12 protein-coding genes are annotated in these 13,874 nt (G+C 37.6%); 7 read left to right on the top strand and 5 right to left on the bottom strand.

Annotation, left to right across the window (positions count from 1 at the left end; all coding sequences use genetic code 11):
* Nucleotides 1-103 precede the first annotated feature (103 nt).
* On the bottom strand, nucleotides 104-1,285 hold the full coding sequence (locus COJ96_RS06215) for an ROK family transcriptional regulator (protein WP_098572095.1): 1,182 nt from the start codon (nucleotides 1,283-1,285) through the stop codon (nucleotides 104-106).
* Between the two features lie 238 nt (nucleotides 1,286-1,523).
* Here COJ96_RS06215 and COJ96_RS06220 point away from each other — a divergent pair, with 238 nt between their 5' ends.
* From COJ96_RS06220 to larC2, 7 genes are all read left to right on the top strand, one after another.
* Nucleotides 1,524-2,792 carry a nickel pincer cofactor-dependent isomerase, group 22 gene (locus COJ96_RS06220; RefSeq protein WP_098572096.1) on the top strand — a complete coding sequence of 423 codons (1,269 nt, stop codon included), beginning with the start codon at nucleotides 1,524-1,526 and terminating at the stop codon, nucleotides 2,790-2,792.
* Nucleotides 2,793-2,814: 22 nt separating this feature from the next.
* Complete coding sequence (locus COJ96_RS06225) at nucleotides 2,815-3,585, top strand: SDR family oxidoreductase (protein ID WP_098572097.1); 771 nt, start codon at nucleotides 2,815-2,817, stop codon at nucleotides 3,583-3,585.
* 88 nt (nucleotides 3,586-3,673) lie between these two features.
* Nucleotides 3,674-4,474 (top strand): ATP-dependent sacrificial sulfur transferase LarE, encoded by an 801-nt coding sequence (gene larE, locus COJ96_RS06230; RefSeq protein WP_098572098.1) that lies wholly within the window; start codon nucleotides 3,674-3,676, stop codon nucleotides 4,472-4,474.
* A 145-nt stretch (nucleotides 4,475-4,619) separates the two neighbouring features.
* Nucleotides 4,620-6,092 carry a gluconokinase gene (locus tag COJ96_RS06235; RefSeq protein ID WP_098572099.1) on the top strand — a complete coding sequence of 491 codons (1,473 nt, stop codon included), beginning with the start codon at nucleotides 4,620-4,622 and terminating at the stop codon, nucleotides 6,090-6,092.
* Between the two features lie 25 nt (nucleotides 6,093-6,117).
* Nucleotides 6,118-6,873 (top strand): nickel pincer cofactor biosynthesis protein LarB, encoded by a 756-nt coding sequence (gene larB / locus COJ96_RS06240; protein WP_098572100.1) that lies wholly within the window; start codon nucleotides 6,118-6,120, stop codon nucleotides 6,871-6,873.
* On the top strand, nucleotides 6,873-7,877 hold the full coding sequence (gene larC, locus COJ96_RS06245; RefSeq protein ID WP_098572101.1) for a nickel pincer cofactor biosynthesis protein LarC: 1,005 nt from the start codon (nucleotides 6,873-6,875) through the stop codon (nucleotides 7,875-7,877). Before larB ends, larC begins: the two co-directional genes overlap by 1 nt.
* A gap of 70 nt (nucleotides 7,878-7,947) precedes the next feature.
* The gene (gene larC2, locus COJ96_RS06250) at nucleotides 7,948-8,424 is read left to right on the top strand and encodes a nickel pincer cofactor biosynthesis protein LarC2 (RefSeq protein ID WP_098572102.1); all 477 of its coding nucleotides are present in this window, start codon (nucleotides 7,948-7,950) and stop codon (nucleotides 8,422-8,424) included.
* A 96-nt stretch (nucleotides 8,425-8,520) separates the two neighbouring features.
* Here larC2 and COJ96_RS06255 read toward each other — a convergent pair whose 3' ends face one another.
* The 4 genes from COJ96_RS06255 to COJ96_RS06270 all read right to left on the bottom strand — a co-directional run bounded on the left by COJ96_RS06255 (nucleotide 8,521) and on the right by COJ96_RS06270 (nucleotide 13,752).
* The gene (locus COJ96_RS06255; RefSeq protein ID WP_098572103.1) at nucleotides 8,521-8,799 is read right to left on the bottom strand and encodes a hypothetical protein; all 279 of its coding nucleotides are present in this window, start codon (nucleotides 8,797-8,799) and stop codon (nucleotides 8,521-8,523) included.
* 10 nt (nucleotides 8,800-8,809) lie between these two features.
* Nucleotides 8,810-10,090 (bottom strand): ArsB/NhaD family transporter, encoded by a 1,281-nt coding sequence (locus COJ96_RS06260; RefSeq protein ID WP_098572104.1) that lies wholly within the window; start codon nucleotides 10,088-10,090, stop codon nucleotides 8,810-8,812.
* Nucleotides 10,091-10,243: 153 nt separating this feature from the next.
* The gene (locus COJ96_RS06265; RefSeq protein WP_098572105.1) at nucleotides 10,244-11,359 is read right to left on the bottom strand and encodes a metallophosphoesterase; all 1,116 of its coding nucleotides are present in this window, start codon (nucleotides 11,357-11,359) and stop codon (nucleotides 10,244-10,246) included.
* A 215-nt stretch (nucleotides 11,360-11,574) separates the two neighbouring features.
* Nucleotides 11,575-13,752, bottom strand: a complete 2,178-nt coding sequence (locus COJ96_RS06270; RefSeq protein ID WP_257148450.1) for an MMPL family transporter — start codon at nucleotides 13,750-13,752, stop codon at nucleotides 11,575-11,577.
* Nucleotides 13,753-13,874: the final 122 nt, after the last annotated feature.

A 13,874-nucleotide genomic window follows, 5' to 3' on the forward strand; every position in this document is an offset into this window, starting at 1 on the left:
TGGTGTCAGGCACCTTTCTTTTATTTAACAAAAAAACCAATTCACATTTTATTTTCGTGAATTGGTTCTGATTGGTTCAGATTATTGTTACTTTTTGCTTCTTCTATTTATGGGGAAAGCTTTCTTCGCTCAAAGTTAAACATAGCTCTGAAACTCCTAAAAAGTTTTGAAGGGATAAAGCACAGGCTCCCATAATACATGCCTTTTTGCCAAATTCAGAGATATACAATTCAGAAAAATGGCTAATTGAGGAAGAAAGATGGGTTTTGAGTTTATTGGCGGTATCTGGAAATAAACGAAGTGCTTCACTATTGACCACTAGGATTTCAGGATTATAAAGGTTAATTAAATTATTTAACCCAATCGAAAGAAAATAAAGAAATTGATCTAACTCTTCATTGAAAGCAGAATCATGTTCTTTAATCCGATGCTGGATATCCTCAAAGTTGAAAGCCAAATCTTTTTGTTTCTCAGCCAATTTGATAAATAGGCTCATTTCAGAGGCGTATTGCTCCCAGCATCCTAAATTTCCGCAACTGCAGGGCAGGCCATTTGGAACGACAATCATGTGCCCAATCTCACCTGCATAGCCGTGGTATCCTTTGAATAATACACCATTGATAATGAATCCAATTCCAATTCCAGAATACAAACTAACCGATAATAAGTTGCTACTTTGATGGTGTTTGTACACTTTTTCCGCAATCGAGCATAAGTTGGCATTATTTTCGATGTAAACTTTGACTCCAATTTCATTCTCTAAGTCTTTTTTTAAGTTTTTGTTTTGCCAGCCATGTTGGGGGACATAATCAACCATTTCATTTTTATTGACAATTCCATGGATTCCAATCGCAATTCCAACAATACCGTAATAAGAAGGAGCGAACCTTTGTGTATAACTTTTAATTTGTTCAATTAATAAATCCAGAATGACATCATAAGCTGATACTTGCAGTTCAATTATTTCGGTCTGAACGGAAGTACCGATTAAATCTGATATGGTAAATGTAATTGAATTTTTATCCAAATCGATTCCGAGGACAAAACCTGCCTCACGGTTAATAGAGAGCATGACTGGCCTTCTCCCTAAACTTTTGTGTTCCTGTTGTGTTTCAATAATTAATTTTTTTTCTAACAAATCGGATACCTGTACTGAGATTGTAGCTTTATTTAATCCCGTCATTTTTGCTAACTCTGCTCTAGATATCATTTTATGCTCAACAATTTTACTTAAGATTAACGATCTGTTCATTTTTTTGATAAATGCTGCATCTCCTGTGAGCATAAAGAACCTCCTTAGTTTTTTAAAAGGAAAAAATCTCATATTTATTGACGTAAATTGTTCATAATGTTATTATACAGATAATTAGTTTGTTTGGTAAACAAATTAAATAAAAATACCTTTTTTTATACTTCTTTTGTAAGGGATTACAAGAGGATTATCATTTATAAAATTTCATAAGTACATGGAATAGGATCGAAAGAGGAAAACTTAATAGGTATAAAAAAGGAGTGAAGCAACTATGGGTATCCTGCAAGAATTATTAAAAGATATTCCAGTTCCTAAAATGGCAAAGGTCAAAGTGAACTTTGATAACAAAAAAATTGATGACCTTGGTTCAACCCTGATGGCACAATTACAACGAGTAGAAATTCAGGAAAAGGTTAAGCCTGGGATGGAAATTGCCATCGCTGTTGGCAGCCGGGGGCTCGATCGCCTCGTTGAAATGACCGAAGTAACAGTAAGATTTTTAAAAGATTTGGGGACCAAACCTTTCATAGTGCCAAGTATGGGGAGCCACGGGGGCGCGACAGCGGAGGGACAGCGCGAAGTTTTAGCACATCTTGGGGTAACCGAAGAAAGTGTCGGCTGTGAGATTCGCTCTTCAATGGAAGTAGTAAAAATTAGTGAGCTGCCGAATGGATTGCCTATTTATGTGGATAAATTTGCTTCAGAAGCAGATGGAATTGTGGTCATTAACCGTATCAAACCACACACAGCTTTTCGTGGTCCTGTTGAAAGTGGAATGATGAAGATGATCAGTATTGGGTTAGGAAAGCAAAAAGGTGCAGAAGCTTGCCATCAAATGGGATTTAAGTATATGGCAGAAAATGTTCCTGCCATGGCGAAGATCATCATGGAAAAGACCCCATTCCTGTTTGGGGTTGCATCCGTTGAAAATGCATTTGATAAAGTAGCTATTATTGAAGTACTTACGACAGAAGAGATTATAAATAAAGAACCTGAACTTCAAAAGCAAGCAAAAGAGTTATTGCCAAAGCTTTTCTTTGATCAATTGGATGTCCTTGTCATTGATGAAATTGGCAAAAACATTAGTGGAGATGGAATGGATCCTAATATTACCGGACGTTATCCAACTCCATATGCTTCTGGTGGACCGGATGTTAACAAAATGGTGGTCCTCGATGTAACCCATCAATCCGAGGGAAATGCAAATGGGGTAGGAACGGCAGACTTTACGACGCAACGGCTTGTAGACAAGATGGATAAAGAAGGAACCTATGCGAATGGTTTAACTTCAACCGTTGTGGCTCCAACTAAAATTGCTACGACCTTACCAAATGATAAACAAGCATTCCAAGCAGCAATTAAAACATGTAACATTCTAGATTTTACGAACGTTAAATTAGTACGCATAAAAAATACATTAGTATTAAGTGAAATTGAAGTATCGGAGCCTTTACTAGATTACGTGAGGCAGCATCCTAATATGGAACAATGTTCTGATCTTTATGACATTCCTTTCAATGAAAGTGGAAATTTATTTTAATAGAAAAAGGGAGAGAGTAATCATGGCACAATTATTTGATTTAAGTGGCACAGTTGCAGTTGCAATTGGTGGAAATGGTGTTTTGGGGTCAGCAATGGCAAAAGGCTTGGCTTCCCACGGCGCCAAAGTTGCAATTGTTGGACGTAATCTTGAAAAAGCAGAAGAAGTTGCCAAGGAAATTAATGAGAGTGGCGGGGAAGCCAAGGCATTTTCTGCAGATGTTAGTTCAAAGGAGTCTTTAGTTAACGCAGCAAATGAAATTGATCAATGGTCTGGCGGCTGGGACATTCTATTAAACGCCCCGGGTACAAATAGTGCTACACCCTTCTTTGAACTTGGTATGGACGAATGGGACAAAATTATGGATATAAATTTAAAAGGTATTGTGTTAACCTGTCAGATTTTTGCAAAGAAAATGATTGAGCAGGAAAGAAAAGGAAGTATTATTAATATCTCTTCTGTTTCTTCAACAACCCCATTATCAAGAGTATTTACTTATTCCGTATCAAAAGCTGGCCTTAACAGCGTTACACAATTTTTAGCACGTGAATTTGCACCAAATGGGATTCGTGTCAATGCAATTATTCCAGGATTTTTCCCTGCGGAACAAAACCGAAAAATTTTAGATAAAGAGCGGATTGAATCAATCATGAGACATACTCCAATGAATCGTTTTGGTGAAGCGGAAGAGTTACAAGGTGCTGCGGTTTGGCTTGCTTCTGAAAAAGCGTCGAGTTTTGTAACAGGAACGCTTATAAGAGTAGATGGCGGCTTTGGCAGCATGACAATATAAATCCAAGGTGAACATAATTCTAAAGTCCATTAAATAAATTAACAATGGCTGACTTAAATTAGATATGGGATTGGGGGAGAAACAGACCATGCTAACAGAAAAATACAAAAAATTAAAGTCTATTCTCCGAGATATGGAATCAGTGGTAGTTGCATTTTCAGGAGGAGTAGACAGTACTTTTTTATTAAAGGCTGCTGTGGATGCCCTAGGGGCTGAGCATGTACTCGCAGTAACAGCAGACTCTGAAAGCTACCCCTCAAGTGAACTAGAAGAGGCAAGAGTTCTTGCAAATCAAATAGGTGTCAGGCACCAAGTGATTGAAACCTCAGAACTTGCTATTCCAGGATATGCGGAAAACAATAGAAATCGATGCTATTTTTGTAAAAGCAGTTTATTTGATCATTTGATTCCAGTCATGGATGAAAAGGGCTTTCAAAATGTGGTTTATGGTGTCATAGCAGATGATATGAATGAATTTCGACCAGGTATGCAGGCCGCTAAAGAGAAGGGGATACGCGGTCCACTCCTAGAAGCTAATCTGTTTAAACAAGAAATCAGAGAACTCTCGAGAGAATTTGATTTGCCAACTTGGGATAAACCATCATTAGCGTGTCTTTCATCAAGAATTGCCTACGGGGAATATATTACAAAAGAAAAGCTGACGAAGGTAGAAAAAGCCGAAGCTTATTTAAAGTCACTTGCTATCCATCAGGTACGGGTGCGAACACATCAGGAGATTGCAAGGATCGAAGTAGAACCTAATGAAATGAAGAAGATTCTTGAAAATCATGACGCAATCGTGAAAGCACTTCAAGGATATGGGTACAAATATATCACGTTAGATTTAATTGGATATCAGAGTGGAAGCATGAATAAGGTGCTGTCATAGAGCTTTCTTCTTTGCAAATGTGCTTTAGGAAAGTACTTTTAATAAAAAGGCTTTGGAATAATCCAGAGCCTTTTAATATAACGATTATAAAAATAGCAATAAATAATAATATTACTTATTGTTATGTGAAAAGGAAGAGGAGAACATGTCAAGAGAAGTTGTAATGGGACTTGATATCGGAACAACAAGTGTTAAAGCATGCGTATTTGACCTCCAAGGTAAATTAGTCGCCGAAGCTGAGAGAATGAACACATTCCATTATCCAAAGCAAGGATGGGTCGAACAAAACCCTATTGAGATTGAGCAATCAGCTGTACAAGCAATACATGAGGCAATAGAGAAAGCCAAGATTGAGAAAAATGATTTGATTTCAATTGGATTTTCTTCCGCCATGCATTCCCTTATTTGTGTGGATAATAATGGCACTCCTATATCTCCAGCCTTAATTTGGGCGGATGGAAGAAGTTATCTACAAGCAGAATCAGTGATAGAAACAATGGGAAATGAGGTGTATTCAGACACAGGTACACCGGTTCATCCCATGACGCCATTTGTTAAGTTATTATGGATGAAAGAAACGAAATATGAACCTTACGTTCAAGCGAAATACTTTATGTCAATTAAGGAGTATTTACTTCAATGCTGGTATAATCAAAGGGTTATAGATTATTCAATGGCATCTGCGACAGGGTTATTTAATCCTGACACACATACGTGGAATCAAACATTATTATCTCTAACGGGTATTCATGAAAATCAGCTTTCTAGAATTGTCCCCCCAACCGAGATTTTAACAGGGATTAATCCTCTAAAAGCCGATGAAATGGGGATTGATTCTGACCTTCCTTTTGTCATCGGTGCTGCGGATGGCCAATTGGCTAACTTGGGAATTGGAGCGATTCTCCCTGGTGAAGTGGCGGTTTCAGTTGGGACTAGCGGGGCCATTCGGCAATTCACAAGTGGAGTTAAAATGAGCGAAAATCAAGAAACCTTTTGTTATTCTTTTACAAAGGATTTTTCTATCATTGGAGGACCTACCAATAATGGCGGGAATGCACTACAATGGTTAAAAGACCTTTTGAATGATCCTAGAGACTTCGCTGATTTCCTTGCAGATGCAGAAAAGGTGCCGCTTGGTGCCGATGGAATCATCTTTCACCCCTATCTAAATGGCGAAAGAGCACCACTTTGGAATCAACGGGCAAAAGGGAATTTCTTTGGATTATCTGTTACGCATAAAAGAGAACATTTTATTCGAGCGGTTCTAGAGGGGATTACTTTTAACCTCTTTCAAATTGGCAAAACTTTAGAGAGTTTAGCAGGGAAACATCAAAAGATTTATGTTAATGGTGGTTTATCCAGATCTCCATTGTGGCTGCAAATGATGGCAGATGTATTCGAGGCGGAAATTTATGTGCCGGAGAGCCACCACAGCGCAGCATGGGGAGCAGCCTGGACAGCATTAGTGGCCATTGATAAAGTTCATTCCTTTGAAGAGATTAAAAGGAATATCCCAATGGGTAAGGCAATCGTTCCTAATAAAGAGAATAGTGAAAAATATAGACTTATTTATGAGAAATATGAAAAGCTGGCAAGTGGAATGTCTAAACATTTTTGAGTTTATATAAATAGGGGGGAAATGAATGCTTGAAGAAATTTTAGAGCAGGTTCAAAGAGGAACCCTAAGTGTCAAAGAAGCAAAAGAGCAACTAGCAACATTTGAGAATTTGGGTTTTGCTAAAGTTGACCATCATCGTAAGAAACGTCAAGGCTTCCCAGAGGTCGTATACGGTGAAGGGAAAACGACTGAACAAATTATTTCGATTATCCAAGTGTTAAGAGCTCGAAATAACCAAGTGCTCGTCACGCGTATTAACAAGGAAAAGGCAGAAATTGTCCAACGTTCTTGCCCTGAATTTATTTACAAAGAAGTAGCACAAATTCTTTTTTGGAAAGAGGACAAATTGTTTGAAGGAGAGTCACAAGGATATATTGCCGTAATTTGTGCAGGTACATCGGACTTACGTGTTGCCGAAGAAGCCGCGGTTACTGCCGAAGTATTAGGCAGCAAAGTACATCGTATCTATGATGTAGGTGTTGCTGGAATTCATCGCTTGCTAAGTCATGCTGAGGAAATTCAAAATGCCACAGTCTCTGTTGTTGTTGCGGGTATGGAAGGGGCACTTCCAAGTGTAGTTGGCGGACTCGTTTCACATCCGGTTATAGCTGTGCCAACGAGTGTGGGGTATGGAGCAAATTTTAATGGATTATCTGCCTTATTAACGATGTTGAATTCATGTGCATCAGGGATTAGTGTTGTGAATATTGATAATGGGTTTGGCGGGGGATATAACGCCGTATTAATTGATCAACTTGCACAAAAAGGGGCCGGGAAATAGTGAGAACACTTTATTTTGATTGTTTTTCAGGTATTAGCGGAGATATGGTCATTGGAGCTTTGATTGATGCGGGCGCAGATCCGAATCGTTTAGTAGAAGAATTAAAAAAACTTCATATTGATGATGAATATATGTTGAAATGGACAAAGTTAGTGAAAAATGGGATTACAAGTACTAAATTTGATGTGATGTTGAAGAATGTTCATTCCCATCACCATGCACATGATCACGATCACGAACTTGATCACGAACACATCCATGCCCATGATCATGATCACGAACACAGTCATGACCATGAACACGAACACATCCATGCCCATGATCATGATCACGAACACAGTCATGACCATGAACACGAACATGAACACAGTCACGTACATGACCATGAACACGAACATGGACACAGTCACGAACACATCCATGCACACGAGGATGAGCATCATCATGACCACCATAATCATAGCCATGGAAATGGCCATCATCATGATCATGACCACCGGGCTTATAAAGACATTGTTGCTTTAATTGAGGGGGCAGGTTTTGTTGAGCCTGTGAAAAATACAGCATTAAAAATCTTTAAAAGAATTGGTGAAGCGGAAGGACATATCCATGGAATTCCCTTGGAGAAGGTCCATTTTCACGAAGTTGGGGCAGTTGATTCGATTATTGACATTATCGGTGCAGCTATCTTAATTCATCAATTAGAAATAGATGTTATTAAATCCTCGCCCATTCCTGTGGGAACAGGTCGTATCCATATTGATCATGGTATTTATCCTGTACCTGCACCGGCCACTCTTGAAATTTTAAAAGGTGTACCAATTGAACAATCTGACATTCGCTTCGAGCTCACCACTCCAACGGGAGCAGCAATTGTGGCTGTCTTGGCAGATGAATTTTGCCCGATACCATCCATGAAGGTTACATCCATTGGTTATGGTGCTGGAACGAAGACCTTTAAAAATCATCCCAATGTGCTTCGTGTCGTCATTGGAGAAGACTAAAAGGAAACTTTAAGCTGACCGTCCTTTTTCTATATTTATTTTTCGTTACCAAAGGAAAGGAAATGATTTAATGGTCTCTCAACTTCCTCCCAGTAATGAGCATCTTGATAATCAGATGGTTAAAATGGAAGTCAATCTCGATGATATTCCTGGAGAATGGCTTGGCTATGTAATGGACATGCTGTTTGAGGCTGGCGCTAATGATGTTTTCTATACCCCGATATATATGAAAAAAAATAGACCAGGCGTATTACTTCAACTACTTTGTTCAGAGAAACATATAAATACAATGAAAGAAATTCTTTTTAAGGAAACTACCACACTAGGAATACGCTACTATCCTTTAACCGTACACCGGTTAGAAAGAAAGTTTAGGAAAGTTACTACCATGTGGGGTCCTGTGACAGTAAAAGAAGGAATGTATAATGGACAAATTGTTCAATGTGCTCCGGAGTTTGAAGAATGTAAAAGCATTGCACGACTTCATGACATTCCCGTGAAAAAGGTTTACGAAATGGTTTGGAAGGCTTTGGGAAGAGAAGAATAAGCCCGAAGTCTCACCTCATATTAAGCAAGATTCGTAGCTAATAATAGATTTGGAGTATAAAAATGGCTGCCATTCAGAATAATGGCAGCCTCCTTTTTAAACCCATTTAATCTTTTCCACTATTTGTTGCTTAAACAACTGAATGATAAATTCATTATAAAAGTCTTTTCTAACGATTATTTGAAACCTATTATTCGGATGAATATAAAAATGGATATCAGTTAGGATGTTGTTTGTATCAAAATACTCACGAATTTCTTCGATTTTTTTCTTCCATTTGTTATCAACCAAAGTAAGGGTGAATTCAAAATCCTCGCCGTTAGGGGTTTCCTTTAGCTCGAGAAACTGTTCGTTATATTTATACTCTACTTTCATCATAACCCTCCTAAATGAGATATCTTAAATATATGTAAACCGTACAAATAATAATGGATAAAATCATTAATGGAAAAGCAATCAACATGAATTTTCCAAATGTAATCGGATAGCCTTCCTTCGCAGCAAGACCCGCCACAATCACATTGGCACTCGCACCAATTAATGTACCATTTCCACCTAGACATGCCCCTAAAGATAAACTCCACCAAAGAGGTTCTAAATTAGTAACGCCAAGTTCCCCCATATCTTTGATCATTGGAATCATGGTGGCAACAAACGGAATGTTATCAATAAAAGCTGAGGCAATCGCGCTAACCCAGAGTATTAATATTGATGTGGATGTAACATCCCCTCCAGTTAGGTGTACAGAGTAATCTGCTAATAACGAAATTACCCCTGTCTCTATCAATCCTGATACCAATACAAAAAGGCCGATAAAGAAGAATATAGTTGTCCATTCTACTTTTAAAAATGCTTTATCTAAATACTTTTCTCCAGTTAATAGAAGCAGGAGGAAAGCACCAGCTAACGCGACGGTAGCAGATTCAATATGAAAAAGTTGATGCAGGAAAAACCCCAAAATCGTTAGCGAGAGAGCAGTTAACGATTTAACTAGTAACTTGGTATCTGTTATTTCTTCCTTTTCATCTAGGTCCATTAAATTGGCCTTTAAGTCATCTGTTGTTCGAAGCTGTTTCCGATAAATAAATGCTAGGATCGCAATATTAACAAATAGAATAAAGAATGATATCGCTGTTAGATTATTAATAAAGGCCATAAAGGTAAGTTCTTTTACGGCGCTGCCGAGCATGATATTCGGAGGGTCGCCAATCAGTGTAGAGGTACCGCCTATATTCGAGGCAATTACTTCGGTTATTAAAAAGGGAATCGGATTAACCCGTAATTGTCTCGTGATACTGAAAGTAACTGGAACCATTAATAGTACCGTTGTTACATTATCTAAAAAGGCTGACCCCAAGGCTGTAATAATTCCGAGCACCAACAATATTTTTAATGGATCACCTTTCACTTTTTTTGCTGACCAAATCGCTATGTATTTGAACAATCCAGTCTCAGAAGTGATCGCAACAATGATCATCATACCGGTCAATAATCCGAGTGTATTGAAGTCGATATGGTGAAGCGCCTTTTCCTGCCCGACAATTCCTAGTAATACCATCATAATTCCGCCGCACATGGCAATGATCGTTCGATGAATCTTTTCAGTGACGATAAAGGCATAGGTAATTAAAAATACACCAAGTGCGATTAATGCTTGAGTTGACATGTAATAACCTCTTCTCCCAAGTTTTTAAATGGTTCCATTTAAAAAATGACAAAAAGGAGCCTGTGTGACAGACTCCCCCAAATAAAATCACCATTTATATTTTTAACTTTATTTTAATTAACTAAACTTTGAATGTAAAGAAAGTTTTAATTATTAAAGCCCTAATTTATTAATAAAATCAACAGTTTCCTGATGCTCTGGGTTAACTAACTGATAAAGACGTTTATCTCTCTTAACGAGGGATGTCCCAGCATCATTAACAATGGGTCTTGTGAAGGAAGTCCCTTTTAATATGCCCCATTGGCCATTTGTTTTTTTTAATCTGAGATCAATAATTCCAAGATGATTTCCAAAGGCCCCTGCCATTACAACAGGTTTACCATTAATTTGTCCCGTTTCGATGTTAGTATCAGGAGAGTTTTTATACACAGAACTTGGAAAGACATTATGAGAATGCCCTGCCAAAATGACATCGATGCCAGGGATTTTTGATAAATAATAAACAGCATTTTCCGATTCAGCGCTATATGTTCCGTAACTGATTCCTGTATGGGCAAGGGCGACAATGATATCTGCTCCTTTTGATTTCATGATTGGGATAAATTCTTTTGCAGTATCAACAATGGGTTTAGCCATAACTTTACCTTCAAGATTTGCCTTATCCCATTTCATGATTTGTGTCGGCATAAATGCTATTACCCCAATTTTTAAATGATGTTTTCTCCCATTCTGATCAACCACTTTTCTTTTCAAAATAACATACGGAGTAAAGTATGGCTTTTTCTTTTTAACAGAGAAAACATTGGCATTAAGGACGGGCATCTTTGCGCCTTTCACGGCGGCATTTAAGAATTCTAACCCGTAATTAAATTCATGATTACCAATGGCAACGGCATCATAATGTAAATAATTAAAGGCACGATAAACCGGATGAAGTTTTCCCTTACGTATTCCTCGAATTCTCGCTAAATATTCTCCAAGAGGATTTCCCTTCAGATGATCTCCATCGTCAAATAATAAAGAATTTTGTACTTCCTTCCTTGCCTTCTTGATCAGTGTCGCTGTTTTGACGAGGCCAATTCGGTTGTCTACTCTTGTTTGGTAATAGTCATAGTTGACTAAAGATGCGTGCAAATCAGTAGTTTCTAGGATACGTAAATCAACTACACCTGGCAGTGGATGTACAGTTGCAGCCTTAAACGATAAGGCAGGATGAGAGAACTCAAAAAGTGAGAGAATGATAAGGAAAATAAGCGTTTTTTTGTTCAATTAGAATACCTCCTTCATAATCTTGCATTAAAGGTTTTCTTAGTATTCGTTATCTAACTAGAATTATGATAAAGGGACCATAATATAAAATGTGATCAGGTTCACTTAATTGAAAATCATTTTCAATTACAATGGAAATAGAACATCTAAGAGGAACAATGTTAAGAGCTGCTAGTTAGAGTGTGAAATACAAAAAAGTCAGCCTGTATTTTAAATCAGGCTGGCTTTTTGTTAGTCATATGCCGTTTTTTATATTTGATGCCAAAAAACCACCAGTTCCAATCGCCAAGTAGTTTCATGAGAGCTGGAACTAGCACCATCCTCACTATGGTTGCATCAATAAATATTGCTATAGCAATTCCTACACCTAGCTGCTTAACAGGCATGACGCCGGTAAAGGCAAATGCACCCGTGACGACAATCATAATGGCAGCCGCTGAAGTGATAATTTTACTAGTATAAGTCAAACCAAATATAGTCGCTTCACTATTATCTCCAGTTTTTAAGTAAAATTCTTGAATTCTTGAGATAAGGAACACTTCGTAATCCATCGATAGTCCAAAAACAAGAGTAAAAACAAATACAGGTAAAATTAATGCAATATCTACAGGTTTGACACCAAAATGCCCTTGCTGGAAAATCCAGACTAGGATCCCAAAGGTGCAGCTCAGGCTTAAGATATTCATTACAATTGCTTTCAATGGTATAAGAATGGAGCGGAATGCTGCCATTAAAATGACAAAAGTCGAAAGAACAATCAATAAAAGTCCGTCTGGTGCTTTTTGGTAGATTTCAGAAAAAATTTCTTGCTCGAATTTTATCGATCCGCCGAAGGAAGCGTTTAAACCTAGATCCTTATTAGACCAGTCACTTACCCATTGTCTTGCTTTAGCAGAATGTTCACCAGTTTTTAAATATACCTCTAAGAGCATTTTATTATCTCTTATAAAGTAGTCGATAATTGGAGATGCCATTGTTGTTTTCCCGGAGGTGAGTATTTGATAAAGCTGGTTTACATCCTTTATTCCAGTTGCTGAAAAGGGTGAATGAACGGTATTCACCAGTTCATCGTTTTCAATGTTTTTAATCACGTTATTCACTTTTTTTAGGTTATTCAAATCAAGAATGTTACCACTTGATTCCAGGATCACGACGACTTTTTTTTCATCTCGCTTTTCTTTAGCAACAAAATGGTCTTTATAGATCTCTAAGGCAGTTCTTGAAGGGTAATTTGGCGGCAGGGATTCTGTACCAGGGATCGCTAAAACCATTTGTTTAACAGGAATCAATCCTGCTAAAAGAATTGCAAGGGCTGCTACTGACATAAGAATAGGTCGTTTCATGACAAATTTAGCAAACTGGTGCCAAAAACTTTTCGTTTGCTTGTCCACAGCGGGTAAAATACTAAATTTATTAATTTTAGTTCCCAAAACACCTAGCAGCGCAGGAAGAAAGGTTAAGGCACATACCGCAGAAATGAACACAACAGTCATTCCACCAAGCGCAACATTCTGAAAAATATCGATTTTGATAAACCACAATGCAGATAGACCAATAAAAACACAAATTCCAGAAAAGATAATCGAACGACCGGCAGTAGAAACTGTTATCTCAAGAGCATCCTTTATAGACTTTGTTTTCACTTCTTCTTTATATCGATTAATAAATAACAAGGCAAAATCAATACTTAACGCTAACCCGATCATCGGAACAATATTTAAAATAAAGATTGTTAAATCAGCACGATAGCTAAAAAAGTAAACAGTTCCCATTGTACATAATATAGAAACTACGCCAATAACAATCGGGAGTGATGCCGCAATAAGACCTCCAAAAGCAAGAATAAGAACCACTAACGCAATTGGCAGACCGATCATTTCCGCTTTTGCTAAATCTTCTTGGCTTGCAGTATTAAGGTCTTGGACAATAATAGGCTCGCCAGTCATTGTGACCTTTAGGCCCTTTTTATTTACTAGTAGAGTCTTTAATAGGTTGATTTCTGCCCCAAGGTTTTCAGCTTTTTTGTTAAAAGTAAGAAGACCATAGGCATATTGTGTTTTCATCATTCCTTCTCGTTCCAAAGGGGAAATAATTTGCTGTGCAGCATCAAAGCCTGCTAAGTTTTCAAAATTGTTTAAAATGAATTGTCTGAAATCTTCATCACTAATGGCTTTGTCTTTTTCAAAAACAAGAATAATGGAGGATTTTGCATATCCAAAATCTTGCTCGAGAAGGTTGCGTGTTTTATTATATTCTCCGTTATATTCAAAACCATTTCCACTAAGAACGCTTGGCAGTTTTAATGCAAACAAACCTAATAGTAAAATAATGAGACTCCAACTTACCAGAACCCATTTTCGCTTTTCGTAAATAAGTTCACCTAATTTCTGCACAATATCGCCACCTCTCATAATAATTGTTCCCCATTAAAGAGGCTGAAAATTCATGTTCCTGGCTTAGCCTCGTGTGAATAATTGAAATAATATTCATATTGTATTTTACAAATGTTAAATAA

It is taken from the genome of Bacillus sp. AFS073361 (assembly GCF_002567005.1).
In the GTDB taxonomy this organism is placed as follows: Bacteria; Bacillota; Bacilli; order Bacillales; family Cytobacillaceae; genus Neobacillus.

Coding starts and splice junctions, on each gene's coding strand:
- COJ96_RS06260 (WP_098572104.1), bottom strand. CDS start 10,090: ATGTCAACTCAAGCATTAATCGCACTTGGTGTATTTTTAATTACCTAT.
- COJ96_RS06215 (WP_098572095.1), bottom strand. CDS start 1,285: ATGCTCACAGGAGATGCAGCATTTATCAAAAAAATGAACAGATCGTTA.
- COJ96_RS06225 (WP_098572097.1), top strand. CDS start 2,815: ATGGCACAATTATTTGATTTAAGTGGCACAGTTGCAGTTGCAATTGGT.
- larB (WP_098572100.1), top strand. CDS start 6,118: ATGCTTGAAGAAATTTTAGAGCAGGTTCAAAGAGGAACCCTAAGTGTC.
- COJ96_RS06220 (WP_098572096.1), top strand. CDS start 1,524: ATGGGTATCCTGCAAGAATTATTAAAAGATATTCCAGTTCCTAAAATG.
- larC2 (WP_098572102.1), top strand. CDS start 7,948: ATGGTCTCTCAACTTCCTCCCAGTAATGAGCATCTTGATAATCAGATG.
- COJ96_RS06255 (WP_098572103.1), bottom strand. CDS start 8,799: ATGAAAGTAGAGTATAAATATAACGAACAGTTTCTCGAGCTAAAGGAA.
- COJ96_RS06235 (WP_098572099.1), top strand. CDS start 4,620: ATGTCAAGAGAAGTTGTAATGGGACTTGATATCGGAACAACAAGTGTT.
- larE (WP_098572098.1), top strand. CDS start 3,674: ATGCTAACAGAAAAATACAAAAAATTAAAGTCTATTCTCCGAGATATG.